Consider the following 26,145-nt stretch of genomic DNA (forward strand, 5'->3'; position numbering starts at 1 on the left):
CTCGCCTGCCCGTTCTTGGTCACCTTTTGTCCTTCATCCCATATAATGGTGTGAGAAGAACACACAGGGGCGGATCTGATGATCAACAAGTCGACACCATCCATCCTTCACGGTCTGACGAACGGAACGGATGTTGAACAGCGGCCCGAGGCGGATGATCTCGGCGTTTACCTTCCCTTTCCCCTAAAACATCGATTCAAAGTAAATACCGAGCTTTTTCTTCGGCCGTCGTGGCCTTGGAAGAAGACAAACGGCCGCCAGATGACGACCGTTTGCGTTGCTCGCCCGACGGCGCCCCGACTCCGACAGGAAAGCAATCCGACGGAGACCCAGCAGCGACCTAGGTCGCGATGCGGCTCCGGGATTGCCTGCGGAAAGCGTGGGCGCCGGAAGGACGAGTTCGAACATGTTATTTGTCAACAAGCTGAGGACAGGTAAACGCCTGTCCTTTTTTCGTGTCGCCCATTATGGTACAATAAATGCAGTTTTTCCGACCGAAAAGGAGAGTACACCGTGATTGAATTCGTAAAAGGACCCGTCGCCTATGTGTGTGCGGAATATATAACGTTAGATGTCTCGGGCGTCGGCTACAAAGTACATGTGCCTAACCCGTTTTTTTATCGTGAACAAGACGAACATGTAATCGTGTTTACGCATCATTATGTGCGTGAAGACCAACAGACGTTATACGGTTTCCGTTCACGTCGCGAGCGTGAGCTGTTCAATAAACTCCTCAGCGTGAGCGGGATTGGACCAAAAGGTGCGCTTGCCATCGTCGCGTCCGGCGATATCGACGCGTTGATCGATGCGATTGAAACCGAGAACGAGAAGTATTTGACGAAGTTCCCGGGAGTCGGCAAGAAGACGGCCAAACAGATGGCGCTCGACTTGAAAGGGAAGTTATCCGAGCTCGCACCGGATTACGTGCCGAACGAAGGGTTGTTCGCCCAAGGTGCATCTGAACTCGATGAGGCGTGTGAGGCGCTCGTCGCGCTCGGCTACTCCGAACGGGAAATCGCAAAAGTCCGCAAAGCATTAAGCGGAGAAATCTTGACGACCGACGCGTACATAAAACGCGCGCTACAGCTGTTACTGAAATAAGGAGGAAGCTATGGACGAACGATTGTTGTCACAATCTCATCAGCAATATGAAGACTCTGAAGAGTGGAGCTTACGTCCGCAGCGCTTCGAGCAATATATCGGGCAAGAAAAGGCGAAAGGCAATTTGTCCGTCTTCATTCAGGCCGCCAAACTTCGAAGTGAGACGCTCGACCACGTGCTCTTATACGGTCCCCCGGGACTCGGGAAGACGACGCTCGCCCAAATCATCGCCAACGAGATGGGCGTCGGAATCAAGACGACCGCCGGCCCGGCGATTGAACGACCGGGTGATTTGGCCGCAATCCTCTCGACGCTCGAACCGGGAGACGTCTTGTTCATTGACGAGATTCACCGCTTGAGCCGGACGATTGAAGAGATCCTTTATCCGGCGATGGAAGATTACTGTCTCGACATCGTCTATGGGCAAGGCGAGATGGCACGAAGCGTCCGCATCGACCTCCCACCGTTCACGCTCGTCGGGGCGACGACGCGGGCCGGGATGTTGTCGGCACCTTTACGTGACCGTTTCGGTGTCACGTTGAAGCTCGAATATTATGAAACACATGAGTTAGCAGCCATCGTCAGCCGGACGGCCCAGTTGTTCCGCCTCTCCATCTCACCTGAGGCGAGCGGTGCGATTGCGAAACGCTCACGAGGGACGCCACGGATCGCGAACCGTCTCTTACGACGTGTCCGTGATTTCGCACAAGTGGCTGGTACGAAAGAAATCGATCCCGTGCTCGCATCTGATGCGCTCGACCGGCTACACGTCGATGCGCTCGGACTCGATGAAGTCGACCATCGATTGCTTCGGGCCATGGTGGAGCGGTTCGGAGGTGGACCGGTCGGGCTTGAGACGCTTGCCGCGACCATCGGTGAGGATGCTCAGACGATTGAGGATGTCTATGAGCCCTATTTATTACAACAAGGATTCTTGCAGCGCACGCCGCGAGGACGGATGATCACACAGTTTGCCAAGTCGCATTTTGGTTATGAAGAGGAAGAGGAGTAAGGTATGCAAGACATTCAATTGAACGTAAACGATTATGATTTTGAATTGCCAGAAGAGTTGATCGCGCAAGTCCCATTGCTCGATCGGACGAGCTCACGCTTGCTCGTATTAGACCGCGAGACAGGGGACATCGAGCATCGTCATTTCCGTGACGTGCTCGATTACTTGAACGAAGGGGATGCGCTTGTCGTCAACGATTCGCGCGTCTTACCGGCACGTCTCTTTGGGGCGAAGCAAGAAACAGGCGGGAAAGTCGAACTGCTCTTGTTGAAGCAGACGGAAGATGATGTATGGGAAGCACTCGTCAAACCAGCGAAAAAAGTTCGTGTTGGCTCCATCGTTGAGTTCGGGGACGGTCTTCTCCAAGCTGAATGCGTCGAGGAGCTCCCAGAAGGCGGACGTCGTTTCAAGTTTGACTACGACGGCATCTTCTATGAGATTTTAGACGAGCTTGGAACGATGCCGCTCCCACCGTACATTCGCGAACAACTCGATGACCAAGACCGTTATCAAACGGTCTATGCCCGTGAACGAGGCAGTGCGGCCGCTCCGACAGCCGGTCTTCATTTCACCGAGGAACTGCTCGAAGCAGCGAAAGCGAAAGGGGTTCGGTTGATCCCGCTCACCCTTCACGTCGGTCTCGGGACGTTCCGTCCGGTGACGGCTGATTCGATCGAGGAACATACGATGCATAGTGAATATTTCGAGTTGTCGGCTGAATCGGCAGCTGCGCTTCGAGAGATTCGAGCGAATGGCGGTCGCATCTTTGCGGTCGGCACGACATCGACGCGGACACTCGAGACGATCATGCGAGACCATGGGGACTTCGTCGAGTCATCGGGCTGGACGGATATCTTTATTTACCCGGGTGTCGAGTTGAAGGCGATCGATGGATTGATCACGAACTTCCACTTGCCTAAATCGACGCTCGTCATGCTCGTCTCGGCGTTCGCGACGCGCGACATCATCTTACACGCTTATCGGACTGCGGTCGCAGAACGATACCGCTTCTTCAGCTTTGGAGATGCGATGCTCATCACGAGGAAGGAAGTAACAAAATGACAAAACATGCAGTCACATACGAACACATCCACACATGCAAACAGACCGGAGCGCGGCACGGAATCGTCCATACGCCGCACGGGTCGTTCGAGACACCGGTCTTCATGCCGGTCGGGACGCAAGCGAGCGTCAAAACGATGGCACCTGAACAGGTCAAGGCGATGGGTGCGAACATCATCTTGTCGAACACGTATCACCTTTGGGTTCGTCCAGGACATGAGGTCATCAAACAAGCCGGTGGACTTCATAAGTTCATGAACTGGGACGGGGCAATCCTCACGGACTCGGGTGGATTCCAAGTGTTCTCACTTGCCGACCTCCGAAATATCCAAGAGGAAGGCGTTCATTTCCGTAACCATTTGAACGGAGACAAGTTATTCTTGTCACCAGAAAAAGCGATGGAGATTCAAAACGCGCTCGGGTCGGACATCATGATGGCATTTGACGAGTGCCCGCCTTATCCGGCGACACATGAATATATGAAAAAATCGGTCGAGCGGACGAGCCGTTGGGCGGAACGTTGCCTCGAGGCACACGAACGTCCAGAAGACCAGGCGCTCTTCGGCATCATCCAAGGTGGAGAATATGAGGACCTTCGTCGTCAAAGCGCCCAAGACCTCGTCTCACTTGATTTCCCAGGATATGCGGTCGGTGGTCTCTCGGTCGGTGAACCGAAAGACGTCATGTATCGTGCCCTCGAATTCACGACGCCGCTCATGCCAGAGAACAAACCGCGTTATTTGATGGGCGTCGGCTCACCGGATGCGTTAATTGAAGGATCGATTCGCGGAATCGACATGTTCGACTGTGTCCTTCCGACACGTATTGCACGAAACGGAACGCTCATGACGTCGAAAGGTCGCGTCACGATCAAACAAGCGAAGTACAAGACGGACTTCGGTCCAATTGATGAGAAGTGTGACTGTAATACGTGTAAGAACTACTCGCGTGCGTACGTCCACCACTTGATTCGTGCGGATGAGATGTTTGGTCTTCACTTGTGTACGACACACAATCTTCACTTCCTCGTGAAGTTGATGGAGCAGGTTCGTCAAGCGATTCGTGAAGACCGCTTGCTCGATTTCAAAGAAGAGTTCTTCGAAGAATACGGCTACAACAAGCCGAACGCGAAGAATTTCTAAGCAATCATGTCGGACATTGTGTGACAATGCTTCAGTTTCACGGTATAATGAACCTGATATTGAAGGAAAGGGTGAATGTTACTCATGGAAACACTCGTTGCGTTATTACCAATGATCTTGATTTTCGTCGTATTTTACTTCCTTTTGATTCGTCCACAGACGAAACGCCAAAAAGAAGTACAAGCGATGCAAAACGCCCTCGAGCGTGGCGACAGCGTTGTCACAATCGGTGGTTTACACGGCGTCGTTCATCAAATCGAAGACACACATGTCGTTTTGAAATGCGATCAATCGCTTCTCCGCTTCAACCGAAGCGCAATTGCGGAAGTCGTGAAAAAAGCGAATGCCTCATTTGAGGAATAAGCAAGTAAGCGTCTGACCATCATGGTCAGACGCTTTTTTGTGTGGCTAGAAATTGGGGGAGGATTCTTCGAGCGGCTTCTTGTCCGCCATAGACGGCTCTTGCGAACGGACCAAGAATCGTGATGCACTCGGGTCGAACGTAGGTGCGACATAGAGATGGATGAAGTTTGTTGTTTCCAGTTCGATAACGGGTCAGTGAGACGGTCGACAATAATCAAATCCTCCAAGCACCCGCCTTGTTCCATATATGAGATGGCGAGGGTCATTCCGTGTACACCAGCACCAATGATTAATAACTTCGTATTTTCCACAATCATAGAGAATCCTTTAAAAACGTAATTATTACGATTTAAAGTATACAAAGATGACTTCTTTTTGTCAAAACGAATCCGATTCAAAATTTATCCACCTCATTTCGAAAAATCGATTTGATTAATGAAAACGTTTGCACTAATCTCAAGTTGAGAAGAAATCCGAGATGAAGGAGAACGAATGACATGGACGTGAAACGATTGATTAAACAGATGAAGAAGTGGAAAGGATGGAGCATAAAACGAAATGGTACGAAACAGAAAGGACGCTCGTCGCTGAGACGACGGATGTCCATCGCGCTCATTCCGACGATCATTGCGCTCGTCATTGTCGGCGCGCTCGGATCTTATCAATTGAGACAATCGACTGCCGCCTATGACCGGGTCCTCAGTGAAGGCACGCAGGAGATGCTGCTTGCAGAGAATCTATCATTAGCGGTGACGGATGCTGAACGCTACTTGAACTACTATATGCTTGTAGCCAATCCGAAGACGCTCATCAGTCTCCAGGGAGTTCAAGAACAACGAGACGAATTGATGGCTTCACTCAAGGCATCTTCTTCAGATGAGAAGATCTTGTCTTGGTTGGGAGATTTGGAGAAATTTAACGAGCTATTAGACCGTGAGATGAATCGTGCCGTCGAACTTCGTCAACAACAAGACGAAATCGGCTTCAAAACCGTTCTCAACACGAGTGTGACACCGACGACGGATCGGGTACGCATGACCGTGACCGACCTTGTCGAATACAAAGGGGAGCTCCTCGAGTCTGAGACGAAAGCGGTACAAGCAGATGCAGAAAGTTCAATCCTTTGGATGCTCCTCATCAGTGTTGGTGGTGTCGTGATCGGGATTCTTTCCTTACTTGCGCTACAACGGCTTTTCCTAAAACCGATCAATCGACTCGGTCGTCAAGCACGCATCATGGCAGAAGGGGATTTGACTGGAGAAGATATCGAAGTCGCCTCAAACGATGAACTAGGAGACCTGGTTACGGCGTTCAATGAAATGAAGCATAATCTGGTCGGCTTGATTCGTCGGGTTGGTGAAGCGTCGGACAAAGTGACTGCATATTCTGAAGAACTTTACGCAAGCACAGACCATGTCGCGACAACGACCCAAGGCGTGTCCCGGTTGTTCGAAGAGATGAACGTGGCTGCGCAAGGATCCTCGAAGCGAGCAGAAGAAGGGACGATTGGCGTCAATCAAGCGGTGGATGGATTGAATCAAATCGCTGCGGCCTCACAAGGTGTGAATGAGCAGACGATACATACACTTGAGGCGGCGAACGGTGGACTTGAGACCGTTCAATTGGCAGAGAAACGGATGCAAGAAATTCGCCGTGCCAACGAGCTCACTCAACAGATGGTGAACCGTCTATCGAACCAATCGCTTGAAATCGAGAAAATCACCCGTTCGATCACGGCGATCACGGAACAGACGAACTTACTTGCCTTAAACGCGGCGATTGAAGCAGCACGTGCGGGTGAGCACGGAAAAGGGTTTGCCGTCGTCGCGGCTGAAGTCCGGAAACTCGCCGAGGAATCGAAACAATCCGCCATTCAAATCCAGACCGTCGTCCGCGACATTCAACGTGACACGGAGCAAGTCGAATCGGCGTTCGAAGAATCGAGCGTACATGTGGAGAATGGGGTATCGCAAATGGGAGAAGTGGCCGAGGCGTTCCGTGAGATCGTATCGGTCATCGAAGAGACGTCCCGTCAAATGAGTGAGATTGCGGCAGCAACAGAAGAAGTGAGCGCCAATACGACTGAAGTTGCCGTCTCTGTTGAAGATATGTCGACAAACGCCGTCTCGACACAGCGAAGCGTCGAAGAAGCCGGTGCGAACGTCGAAGAACAGCTTGCCGCCATTCAAGAAATCAACGGCATCGCTGAAACGATGAGTCACATGTCGTCTGAATTAAAAGATGTCGTCCATCTGTTTAAAACGACATAACAAATGCCCTGACGCGCGTGTCAGGGCATTGTTCGTTACATTAATAGGATTAGACTTGTCGCCATGACGATCATACCAGCAACCATTCCATACATTGAATGATGGGCGTGTCCGTATTCACGGGCGGCAGGGAGCAATTCGTCAAGCGAGATGAAGACCATGATGCCACCGACCGCCGCGAACAAGAGTCCGAAGACGGTGTCGCTCAAGAACGGCATGAGTAACAAAAATCCGATGGCCGCTCCAGCCGGCTCGGCAAGCCCTGACAACATCGAAAGCTTGAACGCCTTCTTCCGTGAGCCCGTCGCATAATAAATTGGGACGGAGACGGCAATCCCTTCCGGAATGTTGTGTAGGGCGATGGCGATGGCGATAGCTAAGCCGACGGTCGGGTCATCTAGTGCCGAGACGAACGTCGCAAGTCCTTCTGGGAAGTTGTGAATCCCGATGGCGAGTGCCATGAAAATCCCCATTTTTTTAAGTCGATTTTGTACCTCAGGATGATTGATTGGAGCCGCTTCATTTGTCGTCGTCATTGCGAGTTCATGTGTTGTCGGGTCATTCTGCATCGACTCGACAAACTTGACTTCATGTGGATTCTCCATTTTCGGAATGAACTTATCGATCATGCCAATCAAGAACATCCCACCGAAGAATGCGAGGACGGTGTAGATTGTACCCGTATATTCTCCGTGTGCGCCGACGAGTTCCTCGAGCGCTTTCGGGAAAATCTCGATGAACGACACGTAAATCATGACGCCTCCGGAAAATCCAAGCGAGATGGAGAGGAATGCCGTGTTCGTCCGTTTCGCAAAGAATGCGATCATACTCCCGATTCCGGTAGCTAGACCGGCGAATAGGGTAAGGAGAAAGGCATAAATAACTGTGCTGTCCATATGGAAAGACTCCTTTGATATTTTGATGTGATGGTAGCTACATCATACACGAAGTTTTGCCCGTACGCAACATTTAGTCTTATACGCAAACTCAGTCGAACAATCTGTGAAGGGCGTTACAATTTTAGGAAAATGATTGATAAATGTTTAGAAAATTTGTAATGTTAACGAGAGAAGTTTTTATCAAGAACAGTGGTTTGGAAAGGAAATAGTCGTATGTACAAAAAAGGCAACATTGCGATTTTTGCGATCATCATGATTGCGACAATCCTGCTCGCAGTGTTCACGACACCATGGGTCGTCAAGAACACGAACCTCGGACTCGACTTAAAAGGTGGATTCGAAGTTTTGTATGAAGTACAACCGCTCGAAGACGGCGACGTCATCGACGAGTCGGCGATGAATGCAACCGTTCGCGCCATCAATAACCGAATCAACGTCCTCGGAGTTTCCGAACCGGACGTTCGAATCGAAGAAAACAATCGCATCCGTGTCCAGCTCGCGGGCGTATCGAACCAAAACGAAGCGCGCGAGGTTCTCTCGTCTACGGCACAATTGACATTCCGTGACGTGAACGACAACGTCTTGCTCGATGGGAAAGACTTGGCTCCTCGTGGTGCGGCCCTTGGGTACGATCCTAACAGCGGAGAACCGGTTGTTGAGTTAACCTTGCAATCGGCTGAAAAATTTGGTGAAGTAACTGCTGAAATCGCACAGCTTCCCGAACCTGAAAATCGTCTCGTCATCTGGCTTGATTATGAAGAAGGTGACACATACGAGGAAGAGATTCAAAAAGAGAACTCGAAGATTGTTTCAGATGCCCGAGTCACGAGTCAAATCTTATCGGACAAAGCTATTATTTCAGGTGGGGATATTACAGCTGAGAGTGCAAAGCAACTCGCCGACATCTTGAACGCAGGGGCGCTCCCGGTCAAACTTGATGAGATTTACTCTACATCCGTATCGGCCCAGTTCGGTCAAGATGCTTTAGAAGAAACGGTATTTGCCGCAACAATCGGAATCATCACCGTATTCCTCTTCATGTTGTTCTTCTATCGTCTCCCCGGACTCGTATCGATCATCACGCTTGTCCTGTACATCAACTTGATCATGTTGTTCTTCAACGGAATCAATGCTGTATTGACGCTACCAGGGATTGCAGCACTCGTCCTCGGGGTCGGTATGGCAGTCGATGCGAACATCATTACCGCGGAACGAATCAAAGACGAGCTCCGCTCTGGAAAATCGGTCTTATCGGCATTCCGTGCAGGTAACCGTCGTTCCCTCAGTACGATCGTCGATGCCAACTTGACGACGCTCATCTCGGCTGCGGTCTTGTTCTATTTCGGACAAAGCTCGGTCAAAGGGTTCGCCGTCATGCTCATGATCTCAATCGGGATGACGTTCATCTCGAACGTATTCATCTCACGTTATTTGATGCACCTCCTTGTCTCAAGTCGTCTGTTCGACAAACGCAAAGGATGGTTTGGTGTGAAGGAGAGTGAAATCCGTGAACTTTAAGCTTACTGAATGGAATTACGTGAAACATATGCGCACGATGTTCTTGGTTTCGACGGCAGTCGTCGTTCTCGGAATCGGTCTCTTGTTCTTCCGTGGGTTGAACCTCGGAATCGATTTTGCTTCAGGGACGCGGGTCGAAGTACTAACGGAAGAACGTGTGTCGCAAGAAGAATTCACGAAAGCGTTTAACGATGCCGGAGTTGACCAAGAGATTTCGAGCGTCCAGTATGCAGATGAAGGACGTTTGGCATATGTCACGTTCGTCGGACAACTAAGTCAAGAAGAAGTCGCGAACGTCAAGACGGCGTTCACGGAACAATTCGGGAACGACCCGAACATCAGCACCGTCTCGGCTCAAGTCGGTCGTGACTTGGCGAAGAACGCCTTGTACGCGGTAGCCGTTGCGTCGATTGGGATCATCCTGTATATCACGGTCCGTTTCCAGTTCTCCTATGCGGTTGCGACCGTGGTGGCGATGTTACACGATGCCTTCTTCATGATTGTCGCATTCTCACTCTTTGGGATCGAGGTCAACTTGTACTTTATCGCCGCGATCTTGACCATCATCGGTTACTCGGTCAACGATACGATCGTAACGTTCGATCGGGTCCGCGAGAACATCACGTCGTATGAAAAGGAACGAAAAATCAAGTCGATGGAAGTCTATGAGTCGATCATCAACAAGTCGATTCAAGAGACGATCGTACGGTCCGTGAATACGGTCATCACGGTACTCGTTACAGCGATTGCCTTGTACGTGTTCGGTGCCGAGTCGATTCGCAGCTTCTCGCTCGCGCTCATCGTCGGACTTTTCATGGGGATGTATTCTTCGATCTTCATTGCATCGTATTTATGGCTCCTCATCAAACGCACGACAATCAACAAGAAAAAAGATACGCCGGTCACAGAGGCGTAACAAGTGGGTCTCCCTTCAATCGGGAGACCTTTTCAAATGTCAAGACGGCACATCTTTCACGCGGTCTGCTATAATCTACAATTGATTGGAGTGAAGGACATGTACCATTCGAAAAAACAGTGGCTCTATCCGGAAACAAATCCGGACGACGTCACGCGTTTACAAAACGAATTAAATATATCAGCACAACTGGCGACGTTGCTCGTTCAGCGTGGTCATCAAGACGTAGAAGCGGCCAAGGCATTCTTGTATGCCGAGGAAGAACTCGTCTTTCATGACCCGTACTTGTTTGAACAGATGGAGAAAGTCGTCACCCGCATTAAACAGGCGGCAGACGATGGGGAGATGGTGCTCATCTATGGTGACTACGATGTCGACGGGGTCAGTGCCTCATCCGTCATGTGGCACGCGTTGACCGAAATCGGTGTCATGGCCGAGTGTTATATCCCGAACCGTTTCACGGAAGGATATGGACCGAACAAAGAAGCGTTCCAATGGGCGGCGAACGAGGGATTCACCTTGGTCATCACGGTGGATTGCGGAATTTCAGGGATTGAAGAAGCGACACTCTTAAAAGACCTTGGCGTCGATTTGATCATCACGGACCACCACGAGCCGAAAGAGACATTGCCGGACGCCTATGCGATCATTCATCCGCATATCGACCCGGGGTATCCATACGACAAACTCGCCGGAGCGGGAGTCGCCCTCAAAGTGGCACACGCCGTTTTAGGAAGAATGCCGGAAGAACTCCTTGATTTGGCCGTCCTCGGAACGATTGCCGACCTCGTCCCGTTAGACGGTGAAAACCGGTTGCTTGCGAAGAAGGGGATTGCCGCGCTCGAGGCTTCAAAACGTCCAGGTATTCTAGCATTACGTGAAGTATGTGGTCTCGGTGACAGCGTATTGAACGAAGAGTCGGTCGGTTTCGCGTTCGGTCCACGCATCAATGCAGCGGGTCGACTCGATTCAGCGATGCCGGCATTACAAATGCTCCTGGCTGAACATGTCGAGGAAGCGCTCGAGCTCGCAAAACAGCTCGATAAGCAAAACAAAGAACGTCAAGACATCGTCAAGACAATCGCTGCTGAAGCGAAAGAACTCGTTGAAGCATCGATGACCGAGGACCGTGTACTCGTCGTGGCGAGTGAGAAGTGGAATCCTGGCGTTGTCGGGATTGTCGCATCTCGTCTCGTCGAGGCGTACTATCGTCCAGTCATCCTCCTTTGCCACGACCCTGAGACGGGTAAGGCGAAAGGATCGGGGCGCTCCATCGATGGATTTGACCTCTTCAAGGAACTTTCGAAGAATGAAGATATTTTGCCACACTTTGGTGGACATCCAGCTGCCGCCGGGATGACCCTTCAGTCGGAACATGTCGCCGAACTACGAGAGCGGCTGAACCGTCAAGCGGATTCTATCCCTGATGACGTGTTTGTGCCACGGGTGAACGTCGACTTGAAACTCTCCGTCAACGACGTCTCGCTCGACTTGATCTCAGAAATCGGAAAGCTCGCGCCGTTTGGTATGGGGAATCCATCCCCTCGTGTCGTCGTCGCAGATGCGAAACTGCGAGATATTCGCCAAATCGGACGGGATGCCACGCATTTGAAAGTACAGCTCGCCGGAGACAAGCGTGAGCTCGATGGCATCGGATTTGGATTCGGGCACGTCGTTTCAGAGATTTCAAAGATGGCTCATATCTCGGTGATGGGAAGTCTTCAAGTCAACGAATGGAACGGAATGCGTAAGCCCCAGCTCATGATTCAAGATTTACGGGTCGATGACTTCCAAGTGTTTGACTATCGTGGGAAGAAAAAATCAATGCAAGATTTGAAAGATTTGCCGAAAGACCAGACGTCATTTTTATCTTTCCGAGGGACGAACGAAGATTTTCCACTCCATGAAGGAGATGAACCGCTCAACCGTTTCGTCGTTCTGCTCGATCTTCCGGACGATGAAGAGGTGCTCGCAGAAAAACTTCATGAGGGGATCGAACGTATTTATTGTGCCTTCGGTCAAGGAGACTCGTTCTTTGAACGTCTTCCGTCCCGTGAGGATTTCCGAACGTATTATGTCCATATGGCAACGTGCGAACGGAAAAATCTACGTGAAAACCTGATTCGTCTGTCAAAAGAGCGAAAATGGTCAAAAAATACGATTCAATTTATGCATCAAGTATTCTCTGAACTCGAATTTCTTGTTACAATGGAAGACGGACTGCCTGGAGTCAATCCAGAAGCACCGAAACGCGATTTGACCGAGGCGCCGTGCTATCAACGCCGGATTGGGCGCCAACAACTCGAAGAGCGTTTCGTATACGCGTCATTGGCGGAGCTCAAAGAGCGGTTACAATCGTTGCGATCGAACAAGATGCAGGAGGCATACACATAAAATGGATTTCAAACAGCATATTAAAGAAGTAGCAGATTATCCGAAGGAAGGAATCAGCTTCAAAGATATCACGTCACTCATGCAAGATGGCGAAGTCTACAAGAAAGCAGTAGATGAGCTCGTCGTTTATGCACGTGAACGTGGAGCGGAGTTGATCGCTGGTCCGGAAGCACGCGGATTCGTCGTCGGTTGCCCGGCAGCGTATGCGCTCGAACTCGGGTTCGTACCAGTACGTAAAGAAGGAAAGTTACCACGTGAGACAGTACGAGTTTCATACGGTCTTGAGTATGGGACGGACATTTTGACAATGCACAAAGATTCAATCCAACCTGGACAACAAGTCGTCATCTTGGATGACTTGCTCGCAACAGGTGGTACGATTGAAGCGACGATTAAAATGATTGAACAACTCGGTGGAGTTGTTGCGGGAATCGGGTTCTTGATTGAACTCGATGGACTTGGTGGACGTGAGCGTCTCGAAGGATACGACGTGTTCTCACTCATCCGCTACGAAGACTAATTTGAACGGGAAGCGACATGCTTCCCGTTTTTGAATAGTTTTTAAGGAAAATAACCTACAACCTTTGACAGGTCGTCAGATTTTTTCGATAATGGTTATAAAAATCATAGAATCTTGAATACAAACTACTACCATGCTGCGACGAATCCGAGGCGATTGGAGCGGTTAGAAAAAGGGTGTCGAATGTTATGACCAAAAAACAAATCGTAAGTATTGAGGATCTTCTCGACGCGCTCGGGGAGTATATGGGTGACGACGATATAGCCGAAGTGAAACGCGCTTACGAATACGCAAAACTTCATCATACCGGTCAGTTCCGACGTTCGGGCGAGCCCTATATCCTCCATCCGGTCCAAGTGGCCGGCATTCTCGTTGATATCGGCTTAGACGCCACAACGATTGTTGGAGCGCTCTTGCATGATGTTGTTGAAGATACGGATATTTCGTTACAGCAATTGACGGACGATTTTGGTCCAGACGTGGCCATGCTCGTCGATGGCGTCACGAAACTTGGTAAGATTAAATATAAATCGAAAAAAGAAGAACTTGCTGAAAACCACCGGAAGATGATTATCGCCATGGCAGAAGACGTGCGCGTGATCCTGATCAAACTTGCGGACCGGCTCCACAATATGCGGACGCTTCAGCATATGCCGAAAGAAAAGCAAGTTCAAAAAGCGGAAGAGACGCTCGAAATCTTTGCTCCGCTCGCGCACCGGATGGGGATCTCGACAATCAAGTGGGAGCTCGAAGATATTTCGTTACGTTATATCAACCCGCAGCAATACTATAAGATCGTCTCGATGATGAAACAGAAACGGACGGAACGGGAAGCACTCGTCACCTCTGTCATCACGGAAGTGAACAGGGTTCTTGAGGAAGTGCATATCGATGCCGACGTGAACGGTCGACCGAAGCACATCTATTCTATCTATAACAAGATGGTGAAGCATAAAAAAGAGTTCAATGAAATTTACGATTTGATGGCGGTCCGCATTATCGTCGATTCGATTCGTGATTGTTATGCCGTGCTCGGAATCATCCATACGCAATACAAGCCGATGCCGGGACGTTTCAAAGATTATATCGCCATGCCGAAGCCGAACATGTATCAGTCGCTCCATACGACCGTGATCGGTCCGAAAGGTGAGCCGCTCGAAGTCCAAATTCGGACGAAAGACATGCATTTCATCGCTGAGTTCGGGATTGCGGCACACTGGGCGTATAAAGAAGGGAAAAACGTCTCGACGAACGGATTCGACGAGAAGATCGCCCACCTTCGTGAAATCCTCGAGCTGCAAAAGGATACGACGGATGCCGAGGAATTCATGGAGTCCCTCAAAGTTGATTTCTTTAGCGACATGCTGTACGTCTTCACACCAAAAGGAGACGTATTCGAGTTGCCGAAGGGCTCAGTCCCGATTGACTATGCGTACCGGATTCATACGGAGATCGGGCACCGGATGACGGGTGCGAAAGTGAACGGCCGGATGGTACCGCTCGACTACAAACTCGAGACGGGTGACATCATCGAAATCATCACGTCGAAGCATAGTTACGGACCGAGTAAGGATTGGTTGAAGCTCGCTGTTTCGAGCCAGGCGAAGAACAAGATTCGTCAATGGTTCAAACGTCAACAGCGTGAAGAAAACGTCGAGAAAGGGAAAGATCTCGTCGAGGCAGAAATCAAGAAACTCGGTTTTGAACCGAAAGAAGTGATCGATGAGCCGGCACTCAGTATCGTCGTCGAGAAGTTCAACTTCGGAAACGAGGAAGAGATGTATGCCGCAGTCGGTTATCAAGGCATCACTGCCGCTCAAGTTGCGCATAAGTTGACGGAGAAGCAGCGCAAAGAGCCGAAACTCGAGCTCTCTGAAGCCATCAGCGAATTGAAAGTCAGTCAGGCGCCGAAGAAGAAAACGGCAGAGGCGGGCGTGACGGTCAAAGGAATCGACAACATGCTCGTGCGCATGAGCCGTTGCTGTAACCCGGTACCGGGAGATGAAATCGTCGGATACATCACCCGTGGACGCGGCGTCTCGATTCACCGGAAAGACTGCTTGAACATCGTCAACGAACAACATCCGGAGCGTCTCCTTGACGTCGAATGGGAAGTCGGACAGGCGAAAGAGAAGAACTATAACGTCGATATTGAGATCACGGGATATGATCGTTCAGGTCTCTTGAACGATGTCCTTCAGGCGGTATCGGCGACGAATACGAATATCGTGGCCGTCAGTGGTCGGGGCGACCAAAATAAACAAGCTCGCATCTCGATGACGATCTCGATTCCGAACGTGAATCACTTGCAGAAAGTTGTCGAGCGCATTAAACAAATCTCAGACGTGTATTCGGTCAGCCGAGTCATGATGACGTGACGAAAGGAAGAGGAACGTGCGTGTATTATTGCAACGAGTGAAAGAAGCATCGGTCACAGTGGAGGAAGAAGTCGTCGGGGCAATCAACGCCGGATACTTGCTTCTCGTCGGTGTGACACATGAAGATACAGAAGAGGAAGTGAACTGGCTCGCCGACAAGGTGACCGGGCTTCGCGTCTTCGAGGACGATCAAGAAAAGATGAACTTATCGATTCAAGATGTGGCCGGTCAAATTTTGTCGGTCTCGCAATTCACATTATATGGAGATACGATGAAAGGACGGCGACCTGCTTTCACAAAGGCCGCCAAACCGGATATCGCTGAAACGCTCTATGAAAAATTCAATGAGCGACTCCGGTCGAACGGGCTCATCGTCGAGACGGGACGCTTCGGGGCGATGATGGACGTCGCACTTGTCAATGACGGACCGGTCACACTCATGCTCGAAAAAAACGCTTGACAGATGCCGGCTTGATTCGGCATCATGAAGCATATAGTCAAACACCTACGATAAAGAAGAGTACGGTCAACCCACCAGCAAAGAGAGCGATGCCTTGGCTGAAAGCATCGACTGGATGATGACCCGAACGACACTTTGGAGGTGCTCCCTTGAAAACGAGTAGGGGGAGCCGTCTCATCGGGCGTTAACCGATTTCGAGTGGCAGAGTTTCAAGTAATGGCTCTGCAACGAGGGTGGTACCACGGGAAACTTACACAGGCTCTCGTCCCTTTGCGGACGAGGGCCTTTTTGTATTTTAAGGAGGGAAATGTGATGATGAAAGCACCACGCGGTACACAAGACCTGCTTCCGGGCACGGTCGAGACGTGGCAATATGTCGAGGAAAAGCTTCGCGACATGAGCGCCCGTTATAACTATAAAGAAATCCGCACACCAATCTTTGAAACAACGAACCTGTTCACACGCAGTGTCGGGGAAACGACGGACATCGTCCAAAAAGAGATGTTCACGCTCGTGAAGAAAGGGAAAGACGAGTACACGCTTCGCCCAGAAGGAACGGCATCTGTCGTTCGTGCGTTCGTGACGAACAAACTGTTCGGAAATCCGGACCAACCGACGAAGCTCTACTACATGGGACCGATGTTCCGTTATGAGCGTCCACAAAAAGGTCGCTTCCGTCAGCTTCACCAATACGGTGTCGAAGCAATCGGTAGTAGTGACCCGGCCGTTGACGCTGAGGTCATCAGCCTCGCCTGTTCGATTTACAAGTCGTTTGGACTTCAGAAAATCAAAGTCGTCGTCAACTCGCTTGGGGACGCGGAAAGCCGTAACGCCCACCGCGATGCGCTCATCCGTCACTTCGAGCCGGTGGCAGGCGAACTTTGCCAAGACTGTCAGTCACGCCTGTATAAGAATCCGCTTCGCATCTTGGATTGTAAGGTCGACCGCGATCACCCTTCGATGAAGACGGCACCATCGATTCTTGAATATTTGAATGAAGAGTCGAAAGCTTATTTCGACCAAGTGCTCGCACAGCTCGACGCACTCGGCGTTGCTTATGAAGTCGACCCGACGCTCGTTCGTGGACTCGATTACTATACGCACACGGCGTTTGAAATCATGTCCGAGGCAGAAGGATTCGGAGCCATCACGACACTTTGTGGCGGCGGACGGTATAACGGTCTCGTACAGGATATCGGCGGACCGGACATGCCGGGAATCGGTTTTGGAATCGGGTTGGAGCGTCTCATCCTCGCATTGGAGAATGAAGGAGTCTTACCTGAACTCGAGACTGGACTTGATGTCTTCATCGTCGCCCAAGGCGAGAAGGAAGTCGAGTTGACGGCGACACGCCTCCTACAACTCCTCCGCATGGAAGGGTTCAAGGCAGACCGTGATTACCAAGGACGCAAGTTAAAAGGACAATTCAAACAGGCGGACCGCCTGAAAGCCAAGTTCACAGTCATCTTAGGAGATGATGAAGTCGAGCGCGGGGCAGCCGCCTTGAAAGATATGACGACTGGTGAACAAGTCGACGTGCCACTCTCGGCCGTCGCAGACAAAATTCGTGAACTATCGGAAGGAGCAGGACAATGATCGGACGCACACATATGAACGGCCGCGTGACAGAGTCACTCATCGGCCAAGAAGTACAATTAAAAGGATGGGTACAAAAACGTCGTGACCTCGGAGGACTCATCTTCATCGACCTTCGTGACCGCACTGGAATCGTCCAAGTCGTCGTACGCCCAGAAAACGAAGCAGTCCACCAACTCGCGGAGACGATTCGTAGCGAGTTTGTCCTCGACGTGAAAGGGACGGTTCTCGAGCGTGAGAACAAGAACCCGAACATGCCGACAGGAAACATCGAAGTCATCGCGTCCGAGATTAACATCTTGAACGCGGCGAAGATGACACCAATCCCAATCGGTGACGAGGCAGAAAACGTCTCAGAAGACCTTCGCCTCAAATACCGTTACCTCGACCTTCGTCGTCCAGCGCTTCAAGAGACGTTCCGTCTCCGCTCGAAGACGTCGAACACGATCCGTAACTTCTTGACGGAGCAAGAGTTCCTTGAAGTCGAAACACCGATTTTGACGAAGTCGACGCCAGAAGGCGCACGTGACTACCTTGTACCGAGCCGTGTCCATGGTGGTGAGTTCTATGCACTTCCACAATCACCACAACTCTTCAAACAGTTGCTCATGGTCGCAGGATTTGACCGTTACTTCCAAATCGCACGCTGCTTCCGTGACGAGGACCTTCGTGCAGACCGTCAACCTGAATTCACACAAGTCGACATCGAAACGAGCTTCATGGACATCGAAGACTTGATGGCGATGATGGAATCGATGATGGGACAAGTCATGGAATCGACGCTCGGTCGTACGGACACGCCAGCGAAGTTCGAGCGGATGACACACGCGGAAGCGATGCGTCGTTTTGGTTCGGATAAGCCGGACACGCGCTTCGGTCTCGAACTCATCGACGTGGCAGACGCTGTGAAAGGTGCTGGCTTTAAAGTGTTCGATGCAGCACTCGAATCAAACGGGCAAGTCAAAGCGATCAACGTCAAAGGTGAGGCGGACAACTTCTCACGTAAAGACATCGACAAACTTCAAGAGTTCACGGCGGTGTACGGTGCGAAAGGTCTCGCATGGCTCAAAGTGACAGCGGAAGGCTTGAACGGTCCAATCGCGAAATTCTTCGACGAAACGTACGCGCAGAAGTTGATTGAAGCAACGAATGCAGAAGCAGGTGACCTTCTTCTCTTCGTCGCATCGAAACCAACTGTCGTTGCAGACAGCCTTGGCGCACTCCGCGTCAAGCTCGGTCACGAACTTGGTCTCATCGACGAGTCGAAGTTCAACTTCCTTTGGGTAACGGACTTCCCGCTCGTAACGTTTGAAGAAGAAGACGGTCGCTTCTATGCGAACCACCATCCGTTCACGATGCCAAACCGTGAAGACCTCCATCTTCTCGAGACAGATCCGGCAAGTGTACGCGCGGTTGCGTATGACCTCGTCTTGAACGGTTACGAACTCGGTGGCGGTTCACAGCGTATTTATGAGCGTGACATTCAAGAGCGCATGTTCAAATTGCTTGGTTTCACACAAGAAGAAGCGGTTGAACAGTTCGGCTTCTTGCTTGAAGCGTTCGAATACGGTACACCGCCACATGCGGGAATCGCACTCGGTCTCGACCGTCTCGTCATGATTCTTGCAGGTCGTTCGAACCTTCGCGACACAATCGCCTTCCCGAAAACGGCTTCGGCAAGCTGTCTCTTGACGCAAGCACCGAGCCCTGTCGCGGACGCGCAACTCGAAGAGTTATCGATTCGTACGGCAGTTAAAGAGAAGAAATAAGTATTCAAAAGGAGATTCGCCGCGGCGAATCTCCTTTTTTTACAAGGAAACAGATGTGATCCAGTTTTCTTTAACTTCTTGAACGACTCGGTCTGGGTTGTCCCAATGAAGCATGTGCGAAGTAGATGGAACGGCCTTTATAAGGGCACCAGTCAATTTGGCTAACTGATTTGACGCATCGACTTTAAACGGCTCATCTTCTGCTGGAAGTGTTGCCCGCAATAGAGTAATTAAGTTTGTTTGGACACGGGGCAAAAACTCTAAAATTTCGTTACGATACATCGACTTGATAATCGCTGCACCTGTTCTTCCTCTAGCGTGCCAATAGTAGCGGTTATCTTTATGTAGAGCTAGGTCTTGAGCGGCCAAGTCTAAAAGCGATGAACGTCTTGAAATACCATCGTATACCGCAATCGTCTCAAATTCATTCCATGACTCACAATATTCTTCGAAGTCCTTTTCATAAAATGCAGCTTCGCTTTCAGGAGAATCTCCACGAAGTCGCTTACTTTGATAGCCACCATCAATCAAGATCGAACCGTCGACACGTGTGCCATATTCAATCAAATAGTAAAGGTGAATGAACGATCCCCAAGAATGAGAAAGGAAATAAAAACGATTCACATTGAGCATATCGAGTAATTCATTCAGCCACTCACAAAATTGTGGGAAATCGTATGTCTGGTCATCTTGAAATGATTGGGACAGACCATGGCCCGGTGCGTCAATTGCGAGGAGAAAATAATCATCTTTTAGTTTGTCTGCGACTTCGATGAAACTGAGAGCGGTACTTCCGAGACCGTGCAAACAAAATATGACGGGTTTATCGCGGTCGCCCCATTCAGTAACACGGACGTCGATGTTTTGACAATGAATCATGTAGCGCTTCAATTTCAAATCCTCCTTAAGCATATAGAAAAAGAAGGGTCGAACGAACGGTACGACACCTTCTTATCATTGTTGATTAAACTAATTACCTATCATTTATATGACTCGCATCAGTTTTCGATTTACTCGATTCTATAACGACCGCTATGAAAAGAAAGACAGCAAGACCAAAACCGATATACGTAAAGTTTATGAAAAAAGCGGATAAGTTGTCTTGAAAGCGGATGCTAAACCATACCCAAAGTCCAGTAATGAATACACCCCAGATTGCGGTGGGATAGTTAAGAAACTTCTTTTTGAACCACATGATACAACCTCCTTTTCAAAATTGTACCACACGGAATGAGTATAAATACCTTATATCCCTATTTTTCCATTTCTTTACCTGTTCGCTGCAACGCAAACCCGAACGCAAACAGCGAGGCGATAACGGCGGACATCGTATAGACCGAATCGATGAATGCCAGATAGATTCCGAACAGTCCAAGACCGAAACTCAATAAGAAGAGAATGAGCAGTCTCGGATGTTGTTTCAACGTCTGTTTCATCGGCTCGGAACGTTCAACTGACAACCTGTGCCGTCTGTGACGAGTAGATTCGAATTGAACACTTGCCCGTCACTCTTCAAGACGAGCGTACGACGGTCTTCGAGGAAGTCGATTTTCATCTGTTCGTCTAAAAACACTTTCGTCCAGTTTTTGATTAAGATTGGTCCAAGGTTCGAGTCAATCTCGACGTCTTCCGGTGTCGTTTCCGTGACGTATCGGATTTCGAAGATTCCACTGTTCCCACAGCCACAACCTTCTGTCTAGTAAAAGAGGTGTATCTGTCCCTCGCGTTCGCCTTTCAATGCCTCGATTCGTTCGAGGGCACGATCTGTAATGTGTACATGCATGCGTATCACTCCTTACTTTCATTATACGCCGTTTGAAAAAAGAATGAAAAAGGGATGCATCCTGTTTTCCACCTTTCGGAAAAAAGCGTACACTTAATGCAGAGAAGGGGGAAGAGAGAATGATTTCACGTTTTTTTAGTTATTATCGACCACATAAAAAGTTATTCCTACTCGATTTTTCATTCGCAATTCTCGTCGGATTGCTTGAACTCGGGTTTCCGCTCGCCGTTCAATGGTTCATCGACGACTTGTTGCCGGGTGGGGAATGGAACTGGATTATCATCGTCAGCATCGGCCTGTTGATTCTTTACATATTGGCCATGATGATGCAGTATGTCGTCAACTACTGGGGACATAAGCTCGGGATCAACATCGAGACGGACATGCGGGAAGAGCTGTTCACGCATATCCATAAACAATCGTTCCGCTTCTTTGATAATCATAAGACCGGGCATTTGATGAGCCGGGTCACGAACGACTTGTTCGATATCGGGGAAGTGGCGCACCACGGACCGGAAGATTTCTTTATCGCCATCATGACGTTACTCGGTGCGTTCGGGATCATGTTCTCGATCGACCCTGAACTCGCGCTCGTCACCGTTGTCGCGGTACCGTTCCTCATCATCATGATCACGTATGCGAATAAGAACATGAACAAGGCGTGGCAAAAGATGTACACGAACATCGGGGAAGTGAACGCACGCGTCGAGGACAGTGTATCTGGGGCACGCGTCGTCCAATCGTTTACGAACGAGGCGTTCGAGATCGGACGTTTCCAAAAAGACAACAACTTCTATCGTGGCTCGAAGATTGAAGCGTATCGTGTCATGAGTACATCGCTCGCGGGCATTTACATCACGACGCGTCTCATGACGTTGCTCGTCCTCGTCTACGGGGCGTACTTAACGTATGAAGGACAATTATCGTACGGACAACTCGTTGGCTTTATCTTGTACATGAACTTACTTATCAAGCCGATTGAAAAGATCACGGCGCTTCTCGAAATGTATCCGAAAGGAATGGCCGGGTTCAAGCGATTCACGCAGTTGCTCGATGAAGAACCAGACATCGAGAACCGTGCGAATGCGATCGAAGTCGAGACGTTGAAAGGCGATATCGTATTCGACGGCGTCTCGTTTGGCTACTCAGACTACCGTCAAGTGTTGACAGATATCGACTTGTCGATTGAGGCGGGGACGACTGTGGCCTTAGTCGGGACGAGCGGGGCTGGAAAGACAACCATCTGTTCACTCATTCCACGTTTTTATGACGTCACAAAGGGTGCCATCTCGATTGACGGGCTGGACATCCGCGACATGACGAAAGAGAGCTTACGCCGTCAAATCGGAATCGTGCAACAGGACGTCTTCTTGTTTGCAGGTACGCTACGTGAGAATATCGCTTACGGGAAACTCGATGCGACCGATGCCGACATCATGCACGCGGTGGAAAAAGCACATCTTGGTACGCTCGTCGAAGAGCTCGAGCACGGTCTCGACACACAGATCGGAGAACGTGGGTTGAAGCTCTCGGGTGGACAGAAACAACGCATCGCCATTGCGCGCATGTTCTTGAAAAATCCGCCGATTTTAATTCTCGATGAGGCGACCTCCGCGCTCGATACGGAAACCGAGGCAATCATTCAAGATTCATTAAATGAACTGGCGGCGAATCGAACGACGCTCATCATCGCCCACCGTTTAGCGACAGTAAAGAATGCCGACCGCATTCTCGTCGTGACGGCGGAAGGAATCGTAGAAGATGGAACGCATGAAGAACTTAGCCAAAAAGGTGGCGTCTTCACGAACCTGTTACAACGTCAACAACTATAAATCGGGGGCTGCCTGATAGAGGGCGGCCCTTTTTTGGCGTGATAACAGCATTTCGTGGGTAAATACTTATGGATGAACGAAAGCGAAGGAGGCAAAATACCATGAAAGCTGTACAAGTCGTAGGATACGGGGACTTTGACCAACTCCAAGTGGTCGATATCCCGAAACCGTTTCACCTCGAGCGGACCTGAGCGAAAGGAACACTTGTCGGACGATATGTCCTTTATTGGATCAGAGTATGACGGGGGCTATGCGGAGTATGTATCATGGCCGGCTGACCTTTGTTTTGATATGCCGCTTGATGATTTCGTCGAGAGTGCAGTCTTTTCCGTAAGTGGTCTCACGGCTTGGCATATGAACGAGCAGTTACACATCCGTTCCGGTGAGACGATTGTCGTCACTGGGGCAAGTGGCGGGGTCGGCTCACTCAACATCCAAATTGCGGCGAACGTATTCGGGGCGAATGTGTTCGCTATCGTCGGTGATTTGAAAAACGAGCAAAAGTTAAAAGCGCTTGGGGCGACCGAAGTGTTTTCTTATCGTTCTGAGATGCTCGCCGATGATATCATCGCTGCGAACGGTGGCCCGGTCGACGCGGTCCTTGATGTCGTGGGAGATGCGCTATTTGATTTATCTCTAAACATCTTGAAAAAGGGAGGGAAGTTCTGTATCTCTGGTTCGGCGGGAGGACAGACGCCCCATCTCGACTTCCGGACGCTGTACTTGAAACATATCGCGATGTACGGGTCTGTTCTCGGGACACGATATGAATTCGCGGAGATGTTGCGCTCGATCGCCGAAGGGAAGCTAAAACCGGTCATTGACCGGACGTTCCCGCTTGAAGAGGCACGTGAGTCACAGGCGTATTTTAACAGAAGTAGGCGAGAATTCTCCCTCCTCTAAGCGTCTCGGGGCGAAGCCCAGCGTAGGTGGGTGATGAATCGCCCGGTCCAAAACTCTTCTCTCCCTGTGACATATGTAGCGAACAAAAGTTCGTGATTCCGTCAGATTCTCCCTTCCCCTCCGCGGGTATCGGATGATGAGGACACATCACGATCTTCTGAAGGGAGGAGGGACGGACATGCTGAAAGGCTATACATACAGGCTCCACCCAACGCCGGCACAGGCCGAGTTCCTCATCAAGACGATCGGCTGCGCCCGGTTCATCTACAACAAGCTGCTCGAGGACCGCATCGCCATCCGCGAGGAGGCGAAGGCGGGGAGCGACACGAAGCGGAAACCGGCGACACCCGCATCCTACAAGCCCCTGTTCCCGTTCCTCGCCGAGGCGGACAGTCTCGCGCTCGCGAACGCGAAGCTGAACCTAGACACCGCGTTCGCGAAGTTCTTCGCCGGGACGGGCGGCTTCCCGGTCTTCAAATCGAGACGACGGTCGCGCGCATCTTACACGACGAACAACCAGCACGGCACGATCCGCATCGAGGACGGCAAAGTGAGACTGCCTAAAATCGGCTTCGTGAAGTTCGAACAACATCGCCCGTTCGAGGGCGTCATCCGATCGGCGACGGTCTCGATGACCAAGACAGGCAAGTTCTTCATCTCCATCCTCGTCACACAGGACGATGAACCATGGATTCCAGCCGAGAACAAGGTCGGAATCGATCTCGGTTTGGAACATTTCGCCGTCATGACGAACGATGCGATGGTCTCGGAGAAGATCGACAACCCCCGACTCCTCCGGAAGTCCGAAGCGAAGGTCAAGAAGGCGCAACGGGCGCTGTCGCGAAAGAAGATCGGGAGCAAGAATCGTGAAAAAGCCAAATTACTTTTGGCGAAGAAACACGAAAAGATTGCCAACCAACGCAAGGACTTCCTTCATAAACTGTCGAGACGGATTGTTGACGAGAACCAAGTCATCGTCGTGGAGACATTGAAATCGAGCAACATAATGAAGAACCGACGCTTGGCCAAATCGGTTGGCGATGTCAGTTGGTACGAGTTCGTCCGGCAACTCGAGTACAAATCAAACTTCTACGGACGGACACTCATCAAGGCAGACCCTTGGTACGCATCCACTCAAATCTGCTCCACTTGCGGAGCAAAAGGCGAGAAGAAGACGGTGGATGTCCGTGAATGGACGTGTACTCATTGTGGCGCGCACCATGACCGTGACATCAACGCGAGTCTCAACCTATTGATGTTAGCCGACTGACAACCATTCAGGGCAGGGACTGCCCGACGAGCTTGGTCCATAACCGTGGCTGGTGAGAGCACGGTCTTCCCAAGAAGCTTCCACTTCAATTTGCGAAGCAAATAAGTGGCGAGTAGTTCACACAATCGGGTAAGTTCGGAAAGATTGTGCTCATTCCGAACACATAAAAAGAGAGGAGATCTCCTCTCTTTTTATGCGAATTTTACTTTGAGACGATCGACATAGGCGATGAACAGGCGGAACCGTTCTAGCCAAAACTGGAAGAATGGACCGATGAGGAAAATCGATAAGACGGTCCCGAAGAAAAGTGGCCCGCCGAGTGCCCAACCGATGAGACAAGCGGTCAGTTCCATCCATGTCCGCATGGCACGGACAGACGTGTTGAAACGATCTGCTAAGGCGAGCGTCAATCCGTCGCGTGGACCAGCCCCGTATCCGACAGCGACATAGAGCCCGGCCCCCATTCCCATGACAAACATCCCGAACGCGAGCCACATGATATTCACCATCATCCCTTCAAAAACAGGGAGCCATTGCTCGTTTAAAATCAAGTTCATGAACACCCCGACAAACACCGCGTTGACTAGAGTCCCGAACTGAGGACGGATGCGGTCGAGCATGTATTTAAATAGAACGAGTAAAAGACCGACGCATAAAATGACCGTTCCGATTGAAATCGGAAGATGGTGGGCGATCCCGATATGAAGGACGTCCCATGTGGACACCCCGAGATTTGCCGTGATCATGATCGATGATCCGAGTGCGAGTAAGAACAACCCGGTCATGAAAAGACCCCATTTAAAGAGAATACGTAAAAAGTGGATGGACCTTGCGTGCACGAACATCGCCTCGTTTCAATGGAATGATTGATTTATCTTAGCATAGGCGATTACAAAATATGAAAAAAACGTCTCAGCTCGTTGGCTGAGACGCAGGACTTATTTCTTCGGTGATTTC

The 26,145-nt window shown here is 50.4% G+C and carries 18 protein-coding genes, 3 pseudogenes and 1 other annotated feature; of the genes and pseudogenes, 16 read left to right on the top strand and 5 right to left on the bottom strand.

The window, feature by feature from the left end; genetic code table 11:
* Nucleotides 1-513 precede the first annotated feature (513 nt).
* From ruvA to KNO71_RS07170, 6 genes are all read left to right on the top strand, one after another.
* Nucleotides 514-1,101: a Holliday junction branch migration protein RuvA gene (gene ruvA, locus KNO71_RS07145; protein ID WP_015881166.1), complete on the top strand. Its 588-nt coding sequence runs from the start codon at nucleotides 514-516 to the stop codon at nucleotides 1,099-1,101.
* Between the two features lie 10 nt (nucleotides 1,102-1,111).
* On the top strand, nucleotides 1,112-2,113 hold the full coding sequence (gene ruvB, locus KNO71_RS07150) for a Holliday junction branch migration DNA helicase RuvB (RefSeq protein ID WP_015881167.1): 1,002 nt from the start codon (nucleotides 1,112-1,114) through the stop codon (nucleotides 2,111-2,113).
* A 3-nt stretch (nucleotides 2,114-2,116) separates the two neighbouring features.
* Nucleotides 2,117-3,175, top strand: coding sequence for a tRNA preQ1(34) S-adenosylmethionine ribosyltransferase-isomerase QueA (gene queA, locus KNO71_RS07155; RefSeq protein ID WP_483298388.1), 1,059 nt, complete (start codon nucleotides 2,117-2,119; stop codon nucleotides 3,173-3,175).
* The gene (gene tgt, locus KNO71_RS07160) at nucleotides 3,172-4,317 is read left to right on the top strand and encodes a tRNA guanosine(34) transglycosylase Tgt (RefSeq protein ID WP_015881169.1); all 1,146 of its coding nucleotides are present in this window, start codon (nucleotides 3,172-3,174) and stop codon (nucleotides 4,315-4,317) included. The genes queA and tgt overlap by 4 nt, the downstream gene beginning before the upstream one ends.
* 84 nt (nucleotides 4,318-4,401) lie before the next feature.
* On the top strand, nucleotides 4,402-4,680 hold the full coding sequence (gene yajC / locus KNO71_RS07165) for a preprotein translocase subunit YajC (protein WP_214684889.1): 279 nt from the start codon (nucleotides 4,402-4,404) through the stop codon (nucleotides 4,678-4,680).
* A gap of 497 nt (nucleotides 4,681-5,177) precedes the next feature.
* The gene (locus tag KNO71_RS07170) at nucleotides 5,178-6,950 is read left to right on the top strand and encodes a methyl-accepting chemotaxis protein (protein ID WP_214687828.1); all 1,773 of its coding nucleotides are present in this window, start codon (nucleotides 5,178-5,180) and stop codon (nucleotides 6,948-6,950) included.
* Between the two features lie 35 nt (nucleotides 6,951-6,985).
* Here the strand turns inward: KNO71_RS07170 and zupT are convergent, their stop codons facing one another.
* Complete coding sequence (gene zupT, locus KNO71_RS07175; RefSeq protein ID WP_214687830.1) at nucleotides 6,986-7,846, bottom strand: zinc transporter ZupT; 861 nt, start codon at nucleotides 7,844-7,846, stop codon at nucleotides 6,986-6,988.
* Nucleotides 7,847-8,062: 216 nt separating this feature from the next.
* Between zupT and secD the strand changes: the two are divergent.
* The 7 genes and pseudogenes from secD to aspS all read left to right on the top strand — a co-directional run bounded on the left by secD (nucleotide 8,063) and on the right by aspS (nucleotide 19,400).
* Nucleotides 8,063-10,283: pseudogene (gene secD, locus KNO71_RS17630) on the top strand (protein translocase subunit SecD).
* 99 nt (nucleotides 10,284-10,382) lie between these two features.
* Nucleotides 10,383-12,677, top strand: a complete 2,295-nt coding sequence (recJ, locus tag KNO71_RS07190; RefSeq protein WP_214684610.1) for a single-stranded-DNA-specific exonuclease RecJ — start codon at nucleotides 10,383-10,385, stop codon at nucleotides 12,675-12,677.
* A 1-nt stretch (nucleotide 12,678) separates the two neighbouring features.
* The gene (locus KNO71_RS07195; protein ID WP_078146574.1) at nucleotides 12,679-13,197 is read left to right on the top strand and encodes an adenine phosphoribosyltransferase; all 519 of its coding nucleotides are present in this window, start codon (nucleotides 12,679-12,681) and stop codon (nucleotides 13,195-13,197) included.
* A gap of 188 nt (nucleotides 13,198-13,385) precedes the next feature.
* Nucleotides 13,386-15,575, top strand: coding sequence for a RelA/SpoT family protein (locus tag KNO71_RS07200; RefSeq protein ID WP_078146575.1), 2,190 nt, complete (start codon nucleotides 13,386-13,388; stop codon nucleotides 15,573-15,575).
* Between the two features lie 16 nt (nucleotides 15,576-15,591).
* A complete protein-coding gene (gene dtd / locus KNO71_RS07205; protein ID WP_078146576.1) occupies nucleotides 15,592-16,035 on the top strand; it encodes a D-aminoacyl-tRNA deacylase in 444 nt (147 codons plus the stop codon).
* 38 nt (nucleotides 16,036-16,073) lie between these two features.
* Nucleotides 16,074-16,308 (top strand) — a binding site (T-box leader).
* A 42-nt stretch (nucleotides 16,309-16,350) separates the two neighbouring features.
* Nucleotides 16,351-17,631 carry a histidine--tRNA ligase gene (gene hisS / locus KNO71_RS07210; RefSeq protein WP_251031968.1) on the top strand — a complete coding sequence of 427 codons (1,281 nt, stop codon included), beginning with the start codon at nucleotides 16,351-16,353 and terminating at the stop codon, nucleotides 17,629-17,631.
* Nucleotides 17,628-19,400 (top strand): aspartate--tRNA ligase, encoded by a 1,773-nt coding sequence (gene aspS, locus KNO71_RS07215; protein WP_214687837.1) that lies wholly within the window; start codon nucleotides 17,628-17,630, stop codon nucleotides 19,398-19,400. Before hisS ends, aspS begins: the two co-directional genes overlap by 4 nt.
* Nucleotides 19,401-19,439: 39 nt before the next feature.
* Here aspS and KNO71_RS07220 read toward each other — a convergent pair whose 3' ends face one another.
* From KNO71_RS07220 to KNO71_RS07230, 3 genes and pseudogenes are all read right to left on the bottom strand, one after another.
* Complete coding sequence (locus tag KNO71_RS07220) at nucleotides 19,440-20,291, bottom strand: alpha/beta fold hydrolase (RefSeq protein ID WP_214687838.1); 852 nt, start codon at nucleotides 20,289-20,291, stop codon at nucleotides 19,440-19,442.
* A gap of 362 nt (nucleotides 20,292-20,653) precedes the next feature.
* The gene (locus KNO71_RS07225) at nucleotides 20,654-20,860 is read right to left on the bottom strand and encodes a hypothetical protein (protein ID WP_214687839.1); all 207 of its coding nucleotides are present in this window, start codon (nucleotides 20,858-20,860) and stop codon (nucleotides 20,654-20,656) included.
* Nucleotides 20,833-21,183: pseudogene (locus KNO71_RS07230) on the bottom strand (iron-sulfur cluster biosynthesis family protein). The gene KNO71_RS07225 and the pseudogene KNO71_RS07230 overlap by 28 nt, the downstream one beginning before the upstream one ends.
* A gap of 119 nt (nucleotides 21,184-21,302) precedes the next feature.
* On the opposite strand from KNO71_RS07230, the gene KNO71_RS07235 reads away from it, so the two are divergent.
* The 3 genes and pseudogenes from KNO71_RS07235 (at nucleotide 21,303) to tnpB (ending at nucleotide 25,188) form a co-directional block, all read left to right on the top strand.
* Nucleotides 21,303-23,015 carry an ABC transporter ATP-binding protein gene (locus KNO71_RS07235; protein ID WP_214687840.1) on the top strand — a complete coding sequence of 571 codons (1,713 nt, stop codon included), beginning with the start codon at nucleotides 21,303-21,305 and terminating at the stop codon, nucleotides 23,013-23,015.
* 171 nt (nucleotides 23,016-23,186) lie between these two features.
* Nucleotides 23,187-23,918 (top strand): annotated as a pseudogene (locus KNO71_RS07240) (zinc-binding dehydrogenase); the annotation flags it as partial.
* Between the two features lie 178 nt (nucleotides 23,919-24,096).
* Entirely contained in the window at nucleotides 24,097-25,188 is a 1,092-nt protein-coding gene (gene tnpB / locus KNO71_RS07245; protein WP_214687843.1) for an IS200/IS605 family element RNA-guided endonuclease TnpB, read from the top strand.
* Between the two features lie 191 nt (nucleotides 25,189-25,379).
* Here tnpB and KNO71_RS07250 read toward each other — a convergent pair whose 3' ends face one another.
* Complete coding sequence (locus KNO71_RS07250; protein WP_214687845.1) at nucleotides 25,380-26,033, bottom strand: DUF6198 family protein; 654 nt, start codon at nucleotides 26,031-26,033, stop codon at nucleotides 25,380-25,382.
* Nucleotides 26,034-26,145 lie beyond the last annotated feature (112 nt).

It is taken from the genome of Exiguobacterium sp. s163 (assembly GCF_018617135.1).
Classification (GTDB): Bacteria; Bacillota; Bacilli; order Exiguobacteriales; family Exiguobacteriaceae; genus Exiguobacterium; species Exiguobacterium profundum.

Excerpts from the sequence above, each read along its gene's own strand:
- ruvB (WP_015881167.1), top strand. The coding sequence starts at position 1,112 with ATGGACGAACGATTGTTGTCACAATCTCATCAGCAATATGAAGACTCT.
- queA (WP_483298388.1), top strand. The coding sequence starts at position 2,117 with ATGCAAGACATTCAATTGAACGTAAACGATTATGATTTTGAATTGCCA.
- tgt (WP_015881169.1), top strand. The coding sequence starts at position 3,172 with ATGACAAAACATGCAGTCACATACGAACACATCCACACATGCAAACAG.
- yajC (WP_214684889.1), top strand. The coding sequence starts at position 4,402 with ATGGAAACACTCGTTGCGTTATTACCAATGATCTTGATTTTCGTCGTA.
- KNO71_RS07170 (WP_214687828.1), top strand. The coding sequence starts at position 5,178 with ATGGACGTGAAACGATTGATTAAACAGATGAAGAAGTGGAAAGGATGG.
- zupT (WP_214687830.1), bottom strand. The coding sequence starts at position 7,846 with ATGGACAGCACAGTTATTTATGCCTTTCTCCTTACCCTATTCGCCGGT.
- recJ (WP_214684610.1), top strand. The coding sequence starts at position 10,383 with ATGTACCATTCGAAAAAACAGTGGCTCTATCCGGAAACAAATCCGGAC.
- KNO71_RS07195 (WP_078146574.1), top strand. The coding sequence starts at position 12,679 with ATGGATTTCAAACAGCATATTAAAGAAGTAGCAGATTATCCGAAGGAA.
- KNO71_RS07200 (WP_078146575.1), top strand. The coding sequence starts at position 13,386 with ATGACCAAAAAACAAATCGTAAGTATTGAGGATCTTCTCGACGCGCTC.
- hisS (WP_251031968.1), top strand. The coding sequence starts at position 16,351 with ATGAAAGCACCACGCGGTACACAAGACCTGCTTCCGGGCACGGTCGAG.
- aspS (WP_214687837.1), top strand. The coding sequence starts at position 17,628 with ATGATCGGACGCACACATATGAACGGCCGCGTGACAGAGTCACTCATC.
- KNO71_RS07235 (WP_214687840.1), top strand. The coding sequence starts at position 21,303 with ATGATTTCACGTTTTTTTAGTTATTATCGACCACATAAAAAGTTATTC.
- tnpB (WP_214687843.1), top strand. The coding sequence starts at position 24,097 with ATGCTGAAAGGCTATACATACAGGCTCCACCCAACGCCGGCACAGGCC.
- KNO71_RS07250 (WP_214687845.1), bottom strand. The coding sequence starts at position 26,033 with ATGTTCGTGCACGCAAGGTCCATCCACTTTTTACGTATTCTCTTTAAA.